Source organism: Streptomyces sp. NPDC002817, assembly GCF_053592055.1.
The window spans coordinates 23,682-39,045 of the sequence record NZ_JBSFUY010000055.1; the positions used below are offsets into that span (position 1 = coordinate 23,682).

A 15,364-nucleotide genomic window follows, 5' to 3' on the forward strand; every position below is an offset into this window, starting at 1 on the left:
TCGAGTGATCGAGTGATCGAGGCCAAAGGGGCCGCTCGCATGTGTCAGTGGAGCACCTCGGTGTTCCGGTCGGTGTTCCTGCCGGCCGCGATCACCCTGCGCAAGGGGAACGCGATCAGCAGCGCCGCAGCGACCATGAGTCCGCTCGACCATGGCGGCCCGAGAGCTCCGGCCGAGGTGCTGAGGGTGGCCGCGGCGATGAGGGGTCCGACGGCGGCGCCGACGTTGAGTGCCGCCGTCGCGTACGAGCCGGCCATGGTGGGGGCTCCCGCGGCCTCGTAGAGGACCCGGGTGATCAGAGTGCTGCCCAGCGCGAACGACAACGCGCCCTGCACGAACACGAGGGTGAGCAGAGCGGCCGGTTCGTCGGCCAGTACCGCCAGGGTCGGCCAGCCGACGAGCAGCAGCGGACCGCCGACCGCGATGATCGGGCCGGGCTGCCGGTCGGACAGACGGCCGGCGACCGTGACCCCGGCGAAGGAGCCGAGGCCGAAGAGGACCAGAGCGACGGAGACCCACAGTTCACTCAGCCCGGCGGTGTCGGTCACGACGGGGGCCAGGAACGTGAAGCTGGCGAAGGTCGCCGCGTTCACCAGCGCGCCGAGCAGCATCACCACAATCAACCTCGGCTGTGCGAGGAGGGCGAGCTCCGTACGCAAGGCTGGGCCGCCGGTCGCCGCATCCTTCCCCCGCCCCCTTGGGGTCCCTTTGAGGATGCCGAGGGCTGCGGGGAGGCAGAGGGCGGCGACAGCCCAGAACGTGGCTCGCCAGCCGAGCAACGCGCCGAGTACGGACCCACCCGGGACACCGGCGATCGTGGCCACCGTCGTGCCGGACAGCAGCACGGCCAGTGCACGTCCCTTCTTGTCGGGTGAGACGAGCGTGGCGGCTGCCGTCAGTGCGACGGCGAGGAACCCGGCGTTCGCGAGCGCGGCGACGACCCTGGTGGCGAACAGGACCGGGAAGCTCGTGGTGACGGCGCCCACGGCGTGAGCTGTCGCGAAGGTGAGGACGAACCCGAGAAGAGTGGCGCGCCTGGGCCAGTTGCGGGCGAGCGCGGCCACCAGAGGGGCGCCGACGACCATGCCGATGGCGAAGGCGGAGGTGAGCATGCCTGCCGTAGCGACGGTGACATCGAGATCTGCCGCGATGTCCGGCAAGAGGCCGGCGAGCATGAACTCCGAGGTGCCCATGGCGAAGACCGCCACGGCAAGCAGATACAGGGGGAGAGGCATCGAGTGGCTCCGAGGTGAGGACAAGCACGAGAGGTCATCTCGTCACCGCGGCCAGCCCTCAGGAGCACTCGTGTCCCACCGCGGGACGCGGCGCGACGACAGCGCTATGAGCTCAGTGGTTCAGGGGGCTGACGGCGTGACCGAAAGCCCCCACCTTGTCCGACTCAGGACTCGACATGGCCCGCACGCTACCCGACCGGTGACAGTCAGGGCACCTCGGTTTCCGCGGCAGTGGACTGCGTCGCACGCGGCAGGATCTGGACGGTGTCGCCGACGGCTCGCTCACCGGTCGCGTCCGACGGCACGTTGACCAGAGCCCCGTCGACGGCCATCGCACTGGAGCCACCACCGTCGAGGTTGAGGGCCTGGACGGCGCCCAGGGTCCGCATGAACCGCGCGGCTTCGGCGAGTGTGAAACCTTCGCTGACGCCTGGCTGCCGTCCGTCGACGGTCGCCAGCAGCAGCCTGCCGTGCCGGTCGATGCCGGCCAGGGTGCGGGGCTGGCGGACGTTGGACCAGGCGAAGCCGAAGGAGAGATCGAGCGGGTCCAGCGTGCCCTCGGTGGCGGCGTCGATGTGGATGCGGCCGTTCTCGACGAGGGTGGGTGCCGCGCTGACGACGTCGTCGTCGGGACCGAGGCGCAGCTGCCGTCCCGCGGTGTCCCGCACGATCTCGCGCAGGTGCAGCCGTCGGCCCACCTCGGCGTGCTCGGTCAGCCAGGTGGCTGCTGCCCCGGTGCCCTGGAGGACGGAGCCCTCGGCAGGCACGGAGCCGCCCCGGGCGCCACGGGAGACCACGACATCGTGCTCGTCCAGCACGACCTGGACGCCGGCGCCCGTCGGCAGCGGCGCTCCGAACGAATCGGTGAACTTCACCAGATCGTCCGGCAGGGAACACGTGAGGTCCTGACGGGGCAGTTCGGTGGGTACGGCGCCGGGACGGCCGCAGTTGCGTACCTTGCCCGGCACCCGGTTGATGCCCTCCACCGCGTGGACGGCGGAACCGGCGCGCACGGCGACGTCGGTGGACAGATCCGCGACACGAACGTGCCGTCCCCCGTCATCGAGGACCAGCGCGGCGCGGGAGCCGACCGCCATCGACTGCAACTCGCCGTCCACCACCGACAGACCGGCGGTCGTGCCCTGTACGCCGTCCGCATCGGAAGTGACGAAGAATCCGCCGTTGACACCCACCAGGGACCCCAGTCGAGCGGCCACCGTCGAGGTCTTCTCCCGATCGGCCGTATTGCCGCCGTCGCTGACCTCGACGGTGCCCCGCAGCCGGCCAGGATCGATCACGGCCACGTGGATGCGCTCCGCGTCGGCACGCTGCCGCCCGTCGTAGCCCGTCCACTCCACAGACGTACGGAAACCCGCCCCCGACACCGCCGAGTTGAGCGTACGGGCCTCGGCCTGGGTGCCGTACCGGCCGACCCTGACCTGCCACCCCATGGTGCCGCGCGGTGTGTCCGCATACGCATCCCAGGCCACCCGCTCCAAGCGCGGCGCGAATCCGGCCGCCCGCAACTTCTCGGCGGTGGTGTCGGCCCAGGACCGGTCACCGAGCGGCGCCCATGTGGCCGCCCCGGTCAGACGGTTGACCGCGGGTGCCTGAACCGTGACCGTCCAGACGCCTGCGGCCTCCGGGTCGCTCAGCACCCCGGTACGGACCTCGACTCCGGGAGCCACGTACCGCGTGGTCCACGAGATCGCACCGCCGCCGACCGAGCTGTCCCGCTCGCTCGCGGCCGCCGACGGGGCGAACGCGATCAGGGCGAGGGCGGTCCCCAGCGCGAAGCCGCGTGCGGTCCTGTGCTGTCCACGGTGTGCTGTGCGTCCGGGTGTCTCGGCAATCACAGACATACCTCTCCTGACCTCTGGCCCGTGCGGTGGGCGACGGCACCTGAGCACCGCACCCGTCATCACAGTTCCGCGCGAAGGCCGTTGCGTGAAGACGTGGGCATGAGCAGGGAAAGCCTTGCTGATATCCGGGGGACCGAGAAGGACCGGATCGAGACGTCTCGCGTGCCTTGAGGCAGACCCCGGATGCAGGGCGTCGAGGCGTGACTGTCCTGTGGCGCCTCCGATGCGGTGCGGGCAGGGTGGGCGTCATGAATGACACTTCCGACCCCGCTCCCGGCGATGCGGGTCAGACATGGCCGACGGACGCATTGCCACCCGGCAGCCGGGTCACGGTGGTTCGCGCAGCGGACTGGGACGGTCCCTGGCAGGTCGAGTTTCCCGGAACGACCGACGCCACGCGCGCGCCCGAGCCCAACGAACATGCCCAGGCGCTCAGCGGCGAGTTGCTGTACTGGATCACCTTCGACACCCCGCAGTACGACGCCGACGGGGACGGCCCGTACAGCAAGGCCCAGATCTGGGGTCGGTACCTGAGGACCGGGTCCGATGCGGAGGCGTAGTGTGCCGGGACCCGGTGCGGTGTGCGGACGGTGCATTCCCGCTGCCCGAACGCATGAGTGCCGACGGAGCCTCGGTCGCGGAGTGCGTGGGCAGAGCGTTGCCGAGGCCGTGAGAGGCCGGACTTTCCGTACCATTCCGAACAATCCAGAACCGTGGAATCCGGCGGAACGAAGCCCTTGAGAGAGTTTTCCAACCGGCCTGGTGTGGTTCAGGGTTGTTGCTCTCTGGTGATCGTCCTTTCCGCGGTGTAGCGTCACTGCCAGCTGTCGTGGTTCGCAGTACCTGCCCGCGCTTAGGCGCGGGCGCTTTGCTGTGCAGTACCGGACCAGGGCGAGCACCTTCAGGACCGCGCGGTGCGGTTCTGACGTCTATTGAGAGGTACCAGCATGGCCAGCGGAACCGTCAAGTGGTTCAACGCGGAGAAGGGCTTCGGCTTCATCGCCCAGGACGGCGGCGGACCGGACGTCTTCGCTCACTACTCCAACATCAACGCCTCCGGCTTCCGTGAGCTCCAGGAAGGCCAGGCGGTGACCTTCGACATCACCCAGGGCCAGAAGGGCCCGCAGGCGGAGAACATCACCCCCGCCTAGTTCTGAAGTAACTGTTTCGGGCCCGCGAGCCAAGCTCGCGGGCCCGAAGCGGTTATGGCTGCCGGGGCTCAGCGCACCGGGAAGCCGCAGGAGTAGCCCTGGGTCTTGAGCCAGGGCAGGACCCGGCGCAGGGCCTCGACGGTCTGGGAGCGGTCGCCGCCCGCGTCATGGAAGAGGAGCGTCGGGCCGTTGGACAGCTCCTGCTGGACGGTCGCGACGATGGCGTCGGCGCCCGGCCGTTCGAAGTCCTTGGTGTCCACGTTCCAGCCCAGCGGGCGCATGCCCCGAGAGGCGGCGAGCTTGCGGCTGTAGGGCGTGAACGCGCCACCTGGGGCCCGGTAGTACATCGGCCGTACGCCCCCGGACGCCTCGGTGATCATGCGTTCGGCGTCGAGGATCTGCTGCGACTGGTACGCCTGGGTCTTGGTGTCCATGGTGGTGTCGTGTGCCACCGAGTGGTCGCACAGCCGGTGCCCGGCCGCGACCACCTGCTTCACGAGGTCCGGGTGGGCCTGCGCCTGGGTGCCGACCATGCAGAACGTGGCCTTCACCCCGTACTCCCGCAGTACGTCGAGCATCTGGGGGGTCCACACGGGGTCGGGGCCGTCGTCGATGGTGATGTTGACTCCGCGCGCGCCCTTGTCCGAGGCATGCGCGATGGTCACCGACACAGGCTTGACGCTGCCCGGCGTGGCGGAACTCTCCACCCGCGGCGGCGCGCCGTCCACGGCGCCGGCTTGCGCGGACCACGCCGAGGCACCGGCGGCCAGTACCGTCACACCGAGAGCAGCTCCGACGACCTTGCCGTACCAGCCCCGCCCGCCGCCGTGCTGCGCCATGTCCGCCCCACCTTCCAACAGTTCCTCGCCGACCCCGCGTCGCTGTGCGACACCAGGCAGGACGATGGCCGGCGCCCCCGGGATGCGCCTGTTACCGATCAAGGACAATTCCGGGGGAGTTCACGGACAACACGGCGAGCAGCAGCCGGAACCAGGCCGGCTGGTCGCTGAGTCAGGAGGGAGGCGGCCCACCCCGTCCCGAGCCGATCGAGCGGGGCGCTCCGCCGAAGGGAGACGTCACAGCCCCGCACCTCTCACGGCATGGATCAGAGAGCCGCCCAGGGGCAGACCGTGGCAAGCCGCCGCCTCGAAGCCCGCTTCCGCCAGCAGCCGCGCGTAGTGGTCCTCGGTCCGCTCCCTGCCGCCCACGTTGCACAACATGTGGACGTCCCAGGCCACCGCAGGTGACGGCACCCCTTCGTCCTGGGGCAACAGCCGTTCCACGACGAGCAGTTCGGTTCCCGCCCGCATCGCCTGCGCGCACCGCCGGAGAATGGTCAGGCACCGCTCGTCGTCCCAGTCGTGCAGCACCCGGGACAGCAGATAGACGTCGCCTCCCTCCGGCACCGCCACCGTGAAGTCTCCGACGACGAAGGAGCACCGCCGGTCGAGCCCCACCGCGGCCAGCTCCTTCCGAGCCGCCTCCAGCGCCTCGGGACGTTCCAGCAGCACGCCCTCCAGATGCCCGTGTGCCCGCAGAACTCGCGTGAGCAGGGCACCGTTTCCGCCGCCGACATCGACGACGCGCCGCGCACCGGAGAAGTCCACCAAGTCCGCAACCGGCGTGAACATCTCCGCGCTCGCGGCCATCGCCCGGTTGAACAGAGTGCCGAGCTCGGGCCGTTCGGCGAAGTAGGTGAAGTGGTGCTGCCCGTACCGATGGGCGAAGGCCTCGTGTCCGGTGCGTACGGAGTACGTCAGCCCGGCGAAGGAGGCGTAGAACGGGCCGCCGTAGAGCTGGGCCAGCGGCCGGAGCGAGAACTCCGTTGCCGTGCAGAGGGGTTGGCCGAGGGCGGTCAGGTGATACGTGTCCGCGGCGGAGGTCAGCAGGCCCAGCGCGCTGAGATAGCGCAGCAGCCTGCGCAGCGCGTCCGGATCGGTGCCGGTGAGATCCGCGAGGGTGTCGGCGCCGAGCCCCGGCCGGTCGGCGAGGTGGTCGGCGATCCCGAGCTCCGCCATGGCGGCGACGGCCTGGGTGGCCCAGGCGCCGGTCATCACGCCGAGCAACGAGACCGAGGGGTCCGGGAGCGGCTCGTGACGGCCGGGCAGCCGGAGTTCGAAGCGGCGGTGCTGCCTGGTGCGGAAGTACAGGACGGTCACGTTCTCATGGCCGTTGTACCCACCACCGTCCGGCACCGCCCCGCCCCGCTCCTGGAGCAGCGTCCGCAGCCCGGCCGGCACCACCGCCCCCGGCGCGGTGACCGCGAACGCGTGGTGCACCTCGTGCTCGGCGGTACGTTCGTCGTGGGCGACAGCCTGCCTGGGGGAGTCCGGCGGTACGGGCAACGCGAAGATCTCCACGCTGCGCCCGTCGACGGGTACATGCACGATGCCGACCGGGGTGTCGCCGACGACCGCGCCGTAGCGGCGGACCAGCCGCTCGCGGACCACCACGCTCGGTGCGATCGGACCCGGCTCGAACCCGTGCCGGCGCAGGTCGTCGCAGAGCCCGTCGAGAGAAGCGGGGAAGACGAGCACGGCGGTGTGGTCGAACACGAGGTGGCGGCAGACGTCGCCCCGCTCCTCGGCCGTGAGGCCGGGCAGGAGTTCGGCGAGAACCTGCTCGGTGTCGTAGTCGCGGACATGGGCGGCCGCGCGCTCGATGCGCTTCAGATCGGAAGCGGACAGGCAGGCCTGTGCGACAGGGAGGTTCATGAAGGGGTTTCCGATGATCGTGCGGACGGAACCGGGACAGACGTGTCCCGGGGATCAGATGCCGGTGTAGTTCTCGGCGAAGAAGTCCTGATGCGTGCGGGAGGTACGCAGGCTCTCCAGCCGGGCGTACTGGAGCGCCCGCCCATAGCGAGCCTCGGCACCGCCGTCGGCCGGACCGTGCAGGAGCGTGCTCATCCAGTGCGAGAACTCATGCGCCCGCCAGACCCGCGGCAGACAGTCCGCGGCGTACCGGGCGAGGCCGTTCTCGTCACCGCGCGCCACCGCCTCGTGCAGCGCCCGGGCCAGCAACTCCGCCTGGAGCACGGCGAGGTTGGCCCCCTTGGCGGCCGACGGGCTGATGAGCCCGGCGGCATCGCCGGCCAGCCACAGCCGCCCGGCCCCCGGGGTCTCCAGTACATCGGAACGCAGATCGACGACCGCCTTCTCCAGGACGGCGCCCTCGTGCAGGGGCCCGAACTCGGTCGTCCGCATCCGCGTCGCGAGCTCGGCCCAGATCCGTTCCGCGCTCCAGTCGGCGGAAACGGTTCCGCGCGGGCACTGGAGGTAATACCGAGTGACGGTTTCCGTACGGGCCATGTGCCCCGCGAAGCCCCGCTCGTGCAGGGCGTATCCCACGGCCGCCAGACTGGGCGGGGCCTGGACCAGCACCGCCAGCCAGGACACTCCATGGTCCCACCGGTCCGTCCGCACACCCCGGGCCGCCAGCGCCCGGCGCGCGACACCCCGGTGCCCGTCGCAGCCGGCGACGAACCGACCTGTCACCTCCGCGCCGCCGCGCACCCGCACCCGGCCTTCCGAGATCTCCTCGGCCTCGGCCTCGAACCGCAGGTCACCACCGCGCCGTAGAAACTCGGCCACCAGGTCCCGTACCAGTTCCTGCTGGGGATAGACGGTGTGCGTCTCGCCCTGCCCCAGTCGCCCGTAGTCCAGGGTGAACTCCCCACGGTCACTGCGGAACAGACACGTCCCGTGCGTCCGCCCGCGGGCCAGCACCCCGGCACCCAGCCCGTTCTCCGCCAGCACCCGCACGGAGTTCGCCGCGAGGAACCCCGCTCTGGCCCGCCCCTCCACGGCCTCGCGGCCGCGCCGCTCCAGGATCACGCAGTCGACACCTCGGTCCAGCAGCAGATTCCCCAAAACCAGCCCCGCCGGGCCGGCCCCGAGAATCACCACACCGACCTGCGTTCCCTTGTGGAACCGTTTCCCCATGCCCGCCTCTGAAGTGGAGCGTTTGACAAGGGGTTTCATATCACCCTGATACAGGGCGCAGATACTCGAAAGTGATCAATTGCTCTGTAAGGGTGAGCGATCGCTGTTGCCGCATGATGCGAGCCGACGACATAGACGGGTGGACGCACGCCGACGGGAGCCGGTCGTGGTCCACCCGTCGTCAGGTCAGGCGCCACGTACGTGCCGTCACCAGTTGTAGACGATGTCCCCGTTGCTGTTGACCATCTTGAACGTCCCGTCTCCCTGGTCGATCACGCACCCGAAGCCGCCGTCCCCGGTTTCCCCGCAGAAGGTGTCGGCGCCGGCCGGGCCCGCCGCGGCGATCCCACCGCCGACGAGAACACCAACTGCGGCGACGGCGACGGCGAGCCGCCCGGCTCGCTTGCGGCCCGGACTGGTGGTGGTGTTGCGCTGCATGGATAACTCCCTACTGCCGATGGGCTGTCGGTCACAGAAGGGTTCGTAGCGGAGATTCGGGCGGCTTGCTCTCGGCCGAGTTTCCAGTGGCGTCGGCGGTGCCGGGCACCTGGAACTGATCGACTCCCGCCGGTGTCCTGGCGTGTATGGCACAGGGTGGGAGCACGATGGGCGAGGAGCCGAGCCGGGCGGAGATCCTGCTGAACTCTGCCCTGACAGCGGCCGGCCCCGTCGTCATCGGAGGAGCGTTGATCGTTTCCCTCGTCGGGCTGACGGTGTGGGTGACAGCACCGCTGCGGCGACGCAGGCGTTCACGCGTCGCTGACCGCTGAGCCGTTTCGTATCGACCGGCGTCTGTGCCGCTCCGCGCGGAGCTCCGTACGACGCTCGGCGCCCGAGCGACCGCACGGGCGTCAGCGGCCTCTGCGTACCCGGGCCGCCGCGCGGGCTTCCGCGGCCTTGCGGGCCTCGGCGGCTTTGCGGGACTCCTTCGCGGGGCGGCCCGTACGGTCGCCGATGCCGCGGAAGGGGATGTTGCCGGTGGTGGACTTCGTCCCCGCCGGCGGGCGCTTCGCACCGGTGATGGCGGTCAGTTGCGCCTCGCCGGAGCGTACTTGTGTGACCGTCGGCCGGATCCCGGCCTCGGACATCATCCGGTTCACATCACGTCGTTGGTTGGGTGTGACCAGGGTGACCACGGTCCCGGACTCCCCGGCGCGTGCCGTGCGCCCGCCGCGGTGCAGGTAGTCCTTGCCGTCGGCGGGCGGATCGACGTTGACGACGAGGTCGAGCGTGTCGATGTGAATGCCTCGCGCGGCGACGTTGGTGGCCACCAGCACGGTGATCTCGCCGTCCTTGAACTGGCCCAGGGTGTGCATGCGCTGAGGTTGCGACTTTCCGCTGTGCAGGGCTCCGGCCCGTACGCCGCTGGCCCGGAGGTGACGGGTGAACTGGTCCACGGCGGCCTTGGTGTCCAGGAACATCAGGACCCGGCCGTCCCGCGCGGCGATCTCGGTCGCGGTCGCGTACTTGTCGGCGGGGTGGATGTTGAGCTGGTGGTGTTCCATCGTGGTGACCGAGGCTGCCGCCGGGTCGACGGATGCGAGTACCGGGTCGTGGAGGTAGTCGCGCACCAACTGGTCGACGTTGCGGTCGAGCGTGGCGGAGAAGAGCAGCCGCTGCCCGTCGGTGGGCATCTGGTCCAGGATTTCCGTGACCTGCGGCAGGAATCCCAGGTCGCACATCTGGTCCGCCTCGTCCAGCACGGTGATGCGCACATGATTCAGGATGCAGTCCCGGCGTGACACGAGGTCGGCCAGTCGCCCTGGCGTCGCGACGACCACCTCGGCTCCGGTCCGCAACGCGGCCTGCTGCCGGTTGATCGACAGCCCGCCGACCGCCGTCGTCAGTCGCACGTTGAGGGTCTGCGCGTACGGCGTCAGCGCGTCGCTCACCTGTTGCGCGAGTTCCCGGGTCGGCACCAGGACCAGCGCGAGCGGGCGCTTCGACTCCGCTCGCAGGCCCGCGGTCCGGACGAGGAGCGCCAGCCCGAAGGCCAGCGTCTTGCCGGAGCCGGTCCGTGCCCGGCCGAGGACATCGCGGCCGGCCAGCGCGTTGGGCAGGGTGGCCGCCTGGATCGGGAACGGTTCCGTCACCCCGAGGCCGGTCATCGCCTTCCTCAGCTCCGACGGCAGCTCGAGTGCGTCGAAGGACGCGGCCGCGGGCAGGCCCGGCGACACCGTCTTCGGCGTCGAGAGCTCGCCCTGCACCCCTGTCGCCCGTTGCGGTGTACCGGCACGGGAGCGTCCAGGGGTCGACGGCTTCGCGTTCATGAGGGGAACCTTCCTGAAGTGGCGCCCCGGAACGATCCGGGGCCCGCACCCCTTGGTACGGGCCCCGGCGATGTCGAAGCGTGCCCCCATTTTACCAGCGGACGCCCAGCGGCCCGCGGGTCCGGGCCCCCTGCGTCACTGCGGTCACCTCCAGGCACGATGGGGAACAAGTGTTCGTTTACGTCTGTGTGGCCATTGCCCGAGCCGGCGTCGTGCAGGCGACCTGGACGCGCTCAGCGGTGCCCCGTGTGCGGGTGCACGGGACGTGGCAACGGCTGACGCCAGTCGCCCAGCGTCGTGAGGAGAAACTGGCGGGCGAGAAGACGTATCTCGCCCCACGCCGGATCCGCGGCCAGGGCCTCGGCCCAGAGGCCGGTGCGACAGGTGGCATCGAGCTCGCCGAGGCGACGGCCGATGGCCCGAAGATCGCGCAGCTCCTGGGGTTCGAAGACTCCGCGCTCTGCCAGTCCTTCGGCGACGCGGCAGAGGAGCTCCACCTCTTCGACGATGGACTCCGTCTCCAGCTCACGCTCGCCCAGCCAGGCAAGCTGATCCTGGGCGTCGGCTGCGAGGAGAGTCATCAACCGCAGCGTCAAGGTGCGTAGGTGCGCGTCACCGAGATCGTTCATACCTGCAGGATCGCACTCGGCTCTCGCCGGACCGTGTTCGAGGGCGCCTCACTGATCTTCGAGGGATGCCTGTCGGGCAAGGAACTCCTCGAACGCCGCCTGCTGCTTCGGGTCCATGAAGCCTTGGCGGACATTGCGGGCCTTCTCCTGGAGCCAGTGCGCCTCGTCGGGGTCCAGGAGCTCGGCGACCACCACGCCTCTACGGGCAACCGCCGTGCGCCCGCCCACTCGACGACGAAAGAGAGTGAACGCGCCGAACTCCGCCGGGTGAGCCAGTTCCGGCTCCTCCGCCACAGCCTGGTCACCTTCCCCAGCGCGACTCGTCGTCGGGTAGGCCGTGGGGGCCCAGTGCTCCCAGAGCGCGAGCATGGCCGCTGGCACCAGCACCACGCGTTCCGCCTTTTCGCGCCCCTCCCACATGAACGTGACAGTGATGGGCTCGTCGACCGCCTCGGCCAACCCGAGCACCCGCTCCACCTCATCGTTGATCGGGAAACCCACCACCACATCGATCTCAATGCCCATGGTGCCGAGGCTACTTGCTGCCTCTGACATGCCGGACCCGGCGCCCACTCGCGCACACTCACTACGACGAAGTCATCGTCGGCGCCAGAACCACCTGCCACCGCGAGTACGACTGCACTTGGTACAGGCCCGGCCCCGTCACACCCCCTGTACCTTGCAGGTCCCCTTACCGCTCACCAGACGCGCCTTGGACGTGAGTCGGGACGACGTGGCTGGTGCTGCCGCCGATAGGGGCGGCGCCGTGGCCGGACGGGGGAGGCCGGCCACGGCGCCAGGCGTCGGTCAGTTGAGGAAGTCGGCGATGAGCGCGGCGAATTCGTCCGGGGTGGCCAGACGGATGCCGAGGTCTTCGGCCTTGGCTCGCTTGGAGCCGGCGCCGTCTCCGGCGACGACCAGGGTGGTCTTCTTGGAGACGCTGGAGGAGGAGCGGCCGCCGGCGCGTTCGATGAGCTCGTTCATCTCGTTGCGGGAGAGCTTCTCCAGTGCGCCGGTCATGGAGCCGGTGACCACGACGGCCATCCCTGCCAGGGGCAGCTCCGCTCCTTGAGCTTCGTCGTCGGCGTCCGCGGTGTTGTCGTCCGCCGGGACGGGCGGAGTGGCGCCCGGTTCGGTCATGTTCACCCCGGCCGCGGCGAGCTTGTCGATGAGCGGGGCGAGTTCGGCGAGTTCGGCGACGATGGAGGGGGCTTTCTCGGTCCCGATGCCGTCGACCCGCTGCATCGCTTCGGCGTCGGCGGCCCGGATGTTGTCCATGGTGGCGAAGTAGCGGGCGATACGACGGGACATGGACCGGCCGGTGCCGCGAACCCCGAGCGCGCAGAGCACTCGCGACAGCGGCTGGTTCTTGGCCGTGGTCAGCGCGGCAAGGAGGTTGTCGGTGCTGGTGTCGCCCATCCGTTCCAGGGCCAGGAGTTGGTCCCGGGTGAGGGTGAACAGGTCGGCGAGGTCGGCGACCAGGCCGGCGTCGACGAGCTGGACGACTCGGGTGTGGCCGAGGCCTTCGATATCGAGCTGGTCGCGGCCGGCGGCGTAGGAAAGCGACGCGACCAGGTGGCAGTTGCGGCCGTTCTCGCAGCGCCAGCGCTGCTCGCTGGTGTCGATGGCGGAGCCGCAGCGCGGGCACACCTCGGGGAAGACGATCGGCTGTTCGTCGCCGGTGCGCAGGTGGGCGACGGGGGCTTCGATGCGGGGGATGACGTCGCCGGCGCGGTAGACCATGACGTGGTCGCCCAGGCGCAGGTCGCGGCGGGTGATGTCGGCGGGGTTGTGCAGGGTGGCGTAGGTGATGGTGGAGCCGTCGATCTCCACCGGTTCCAGGACCGCGCGGGGCGCGATGATGCCGGTGCGGCCCACGTTCCACTCCACTTCGAGCAGCCGGGTGACCTTCTCCACGGCCGGGAGCTTGTAGGCGATCGCCCAGCGCGGGGCGCGTGACCCGGATCCGGCGGTCTGCTGGTCGATGGCCAGGTCGGCCTTGATGACGACCCCGTCGATCCCGAAGGGCAGCTCCGCACGCAGCGCCGCGATCTCCTGCACGCGCGCCAGGACCTGCTCGACGGTGTCGGCGGTGGTGCCGGGCACGGCGGTCGTCGCGGTGGTGTTCACACCGAGCCCGCCGGCCTGTGCCATCAGGTCGCTGTGGGCGCTCTCGCCGAGCTGCTCCGCCAGCGCCGGCTGGGTGTCGGGCAGGGGGAGCAGGCCGTAGCCGAAGAAGGTCATCGGCACGGTGTACGCACGCTCCTTGGCGCGCAGAGTGCCCGCCGCGGCATTGCGCGGATTGGCGAACGGCTGCCCGCCGTGCGCGGTGCGCACCTCGTTGGCGTGCTCGAACTGCGCCGTGGTCATCAGGACCTCGCCGCGCACCTCCACGGTGACGGGCTCGGACAGTTCCTCCGGGAGCCCCTCGATGGTGCCGATCGCGTGCGAGACGTCCTCCCCGGCTGTCCCGTCCCCGCGCGTGATCAGCTGTCTCAGCCGGCCGTGGGTGTAGCGGGCGGCGATCGCCAGCCCGTCGAGCTTCGGCTCGACGCTGAAGCGGCTGACGTCGTGACCGATGCGCCGGGCCAGCGAGGCGGTCCAGGTGGTGAACTCCTCCGGCGAGAACACGTTGTCCAGACTCAGCATCGCCACCGTGTGCGGAACATCCCCCTCCACGGCCCCGCCGGCGACCTTGCCCGTCGGAGAGTCGGACAGCACCTCATCAGGATGCTCGGCCTCCCACGCCGCGATGCCGCGCACCAGTCGGTCGTAGGAGTCGTCGTCCAGGGACGAGGTGCCGCCTTCGTAGTAGGCGGCCGCGGCCTTCACCGCATCCTCGACCGCCTGCGCGTAGGCGGCGGCATCCACGATCTGTGCAGCTGGTGTCGTCATGCCCATCATCCTGCCTGCCACCACTGACAATGCCCTCGCGGCGGCCCGGCTCCGGGGAGAAGATCATCGAAGTCGGTGTGCCGGCGGAGCGGCGGTCACGCCAACCGGCTCCACACTGCGCTGGACGATCCCGGAGGCGATGCGGCCTGGGGCCGGCGCGCCGCCACCTCCCGGCGGGCCGCACCTGAGGGCGGCGCGGATTTGCCTCAACTGGTGGCTTTCGATGGCCCGTCAGCATTCTTTGATCGATTGGTCGGAGCGGACTGACATCGTTCAGCCCGCGGGTATCAAGCCCGCCTGGAAGTACCCCGACGCACACGTCGCCGAGTTTCCCTGGTTCATGGGGACCGCGCGTGTTGGCGGAGCGCTGGAAGCAGACCTTCACGGCCGTCCTTCGACGAGGTCAAGGGCGACCCGAGCCTGGGCTGGCTGGGCCTGCACCCCGGCAGTGGAGGGCGCCTGCGACGCTGATGATGCATGCCGGATCGATAACCAGTGTCGGCGCCGACTGACCTGCTGCGAAACTTGGCGCCATGACCTCACCCGAGCTGAGCGAACTGGACTATCTCCGGGAGATCGAGCGCCTTGCCGACCGCGTCAAAGCGGAGGCATCCGATGAAGGATGGCTCTCGTTCCAGGCCGACCCGGAAGAGTCCACACCGCTCCAGCGCAGCGTGAACGCGCTCGCTCGGACCCTGCGCAGTTACCACTTCGAGGGCGATGGCTGCACGGAGGAGGACCGCCCCCTGGTCCGACTCGTCGGAGCCTCGGTACTGAAGCCCGAGGTCATGCCGGCAGGGGTGGAGGAGCAGTACGACGCGGTATGCGCTCGGCTCGGTGTGGAGCCGAGGCCCGAGGGCTGGGCCCTGTGGAACACCTGGAACGACGGCGGGGAGCTGAAGGTGACCATGGTGGTTTCCGCCGTCGAGACGACAGAGGGACTGCTGGACAACTGGTCACGGGGAAGGGCGATCGATCAGGTCTCCCCGCTGCCGTCCCAGATCGCCCTCGTCCGCCACGGCTGGATAGGACCCATCACGTTCTCACCTCGGGGCATCCGCCGGACGGGCCTTGCCGGGCACCCACTGTCATAGATCACTACACCATCGTCCCGCCGAATTGGCTGGGCCCTGAGTTCTGCGACTCGGCGATGGAGTCGACGAGCAGGCCCCGTCCGTTGAGAGCAGCCAAGTCAGCACAGCTGAGGGCGGTCAAGTCGGTCCGGGTGAAACTCACAGGCCCAGCACGGGCAATCAGATGGCACGTGTGCCGGTTGGGATGTGGGGCCTTGACCCCTGAGGTTGGACACACGAGACACTGGATCCTGAGGATCTGAGAACGGACATCTCGTGGTCATGAAGAACTATCCGCCGCAGTT

General features: G+C 69.8%; 13 protein-coding genes. 3 read left to right on the forward strand and 10 right to left on the reverse strand.

Annotated elements, in window-relative coordinates:
* Positions 1 to 44 precede the first annotated feature (44 nt).
* Both ACWD3I_RS46550 and ACWD3I_RS46555 read right to left on the reverse strand, forming a co-directional pair.
* The gene (locus ACWD3I_RS46550; protein ID WP_365409030.1) at positions 45 to 1,235 is read right to left on the reverse strand and encodes a Cmx/CmrA family chloramphenicol efflux MFS transporter; all 1,191 of its coding nucleotides are present in this window, start codon (positions 1,233 to 1,235) and stop codon (positions 45 to 47) included.
* A 206-nt stretch (positions 1,236 to 1,441) separates the two neighbouring features.
* On the reverse strand, positions 1,442 to 3,097 hold the full coding sequence (locus ACWD3I_RS46555; RefSeq protein WP_365409027.1) for a phosphodiester glycosidase family protein: 1,656 nt from the start codon (positions 3,095 to 3,097) through the stop codon (positions 1,442 to 1,444).
* 248 nt (positions 3,098 to 3,345) lie between these two features.
* Between ACWD3I_RS46555 and ACWD3I_RS46560 the strand changes: the two genes are divergently transcribed.
* Both ACWD3I_RS46560 and ACWD3I_RS46565 read left to right on the forward strand, forming a co-directional pair.
* Positions 3,346 to 3,657, forward strand: coding sequence for a ferrous iron transport protein A (locus ACWD3I_RS46560; RefSeq protein WP_365409024.1), 312 nt, complete (start codon positions 3,346 to 3,348; stop codon positions 3,655 to 3,657).
* 387 nt (positions 3,658 to 4,044) lie between these two features.
* Positions 4,045 to 4,248, forward strand: coding sequence for a cold-shock protein (locus ACWD3I_RS46565; RefSeq protein WP_037751662.1), 204 nt, complete (start codon positions 4,045 to 4,047; stop codon positions 4,246 to 4,248).
* Positions 4,249 to 4,316: 68 nt separating this feature from the next.
* Here the strand turns inward: ACWD3I_RS46565 and ACWD3I_RS46570 are convergent, their stop codons facing one another.
* From ACWD3I_RS46570 to ligA, 8 genes are all read right to left on the reverse strand, one after another.
* Positions 4,317 to 5,087, reverse strand: coding sequence for a polysaccharide deacetylase family protein (locus ACWD3I_RS46570; protein WP_365409020.1), 771 nt, complete (start codon positions 5,085 to 5,087; stop codon positions 4,317 to 4,319).
* A 237-nt stretch (positions 5,088 to 5,324) separates the two neighbouring features.
* Positions 5,325 to 6,962, reverse strand: coding sequence for a methyltransferase (locus ACWD3I_RS46575; protein WP_365409018.1), 1,638 nt, complete (start codon positions 6,960 to 6,962; stop codon positions 5,325 to 5,327).
* Positions 6,963 to 7,016: 54 nt separating this feature from the next.
* Complete coding sequence (locus ACWD3I_RS46580) at positions 7,017 to 8,156, reverse strand: 4-hydroxybenzoate 3-monooxygenase (RefSeq protein WP_365409015.1); 1,140 nt, start codon at positions 8,154 to 8,156, stop codon at positions 7,017 to 7,019.
* A 243-nt stretch (positions 8,157 to 8,399) separates the two neighbouring features.
* Positions 8,400 to 8,630, reverse strand: a complete 231-nt coding sequence (locus tag ACWD3I_RS46585) for a hypothetical protein (protein WP_365409012.1) — start codon at positions 8,628 to 8,630, stop codon at positions 8,400 to 8,402.
* Positions 8,631 to 9,043: 413 nt separating this feature from the next.
* A complete protein-coding gene (locus ACWD3I_RS46590) occupies positions 9,044 to 10,462 on the reverse strand; it encodes a DEAD/DEAH box helicase (RefSeq protein ID WP_365409009.1) in 1,419 nt (472 codons plus the stop codon).
* 233 nt (positions 10,463 to 10,695) lie between these two features.
* The gene (locus ACWD3I_RS46595) at positions 10,696 to 11,043 is read right to left on the reverse strand and encodes a hypothetical protein (RefSeq protein WP_365409006.1); all 348 of its coding nucleotides are present in this window, start codon (positions 11,041 to 11,043) and stop codon (positions 10,696 to 10,698) included.
* A 96-nt stretch (positions 11,044 to 11,139) separates the two neighbouring features.
* Positions 11,140 to 11,616: a hypothetical protein gene (locus tag ACWD3I_RS46600; RefSeq protein ID WP_365409003.1), complete on the reverse strand. Its 477-nt coding sequence runs from the start codon at positions 11,614 to 11,616 to the stop codon at positions 11,140 to 11,142.
* Positions 11,617 to 11,898: 282 nt separating this feature from the next.
* On the reverse strand, positions 11,899 to 13,986 hold the full coding sequence (gene ligA, locus ACWD3I_RS46605) for an NAD-dependent DNA ligase LigA (protein WP_365414082.1): 2,088 nt from the start codon (positions 13,984 to 13,986) through the stop codon (positions 11,899 to 11,901).
* A gap of 533 nt (positions 13,987 to 14,519) precedes the next feature.
* On the opposite strand from ligA, the gene ACWD3I_RS46610 reads away from it, so the two are divergent.
* Positions 14,520 to 15,080, forward strand: coding sequence for a hypothetical protein (locus tag ACWD3I_RS46610; RefSeq protein ID WP_365414084.1), 561 nt, complete (start codon positions 14,520 to 14,522; stop codon positions 15,078 to 15,080).
* Positions 15,081 to 15,364 lie beyond the last annotated feature (284 nt).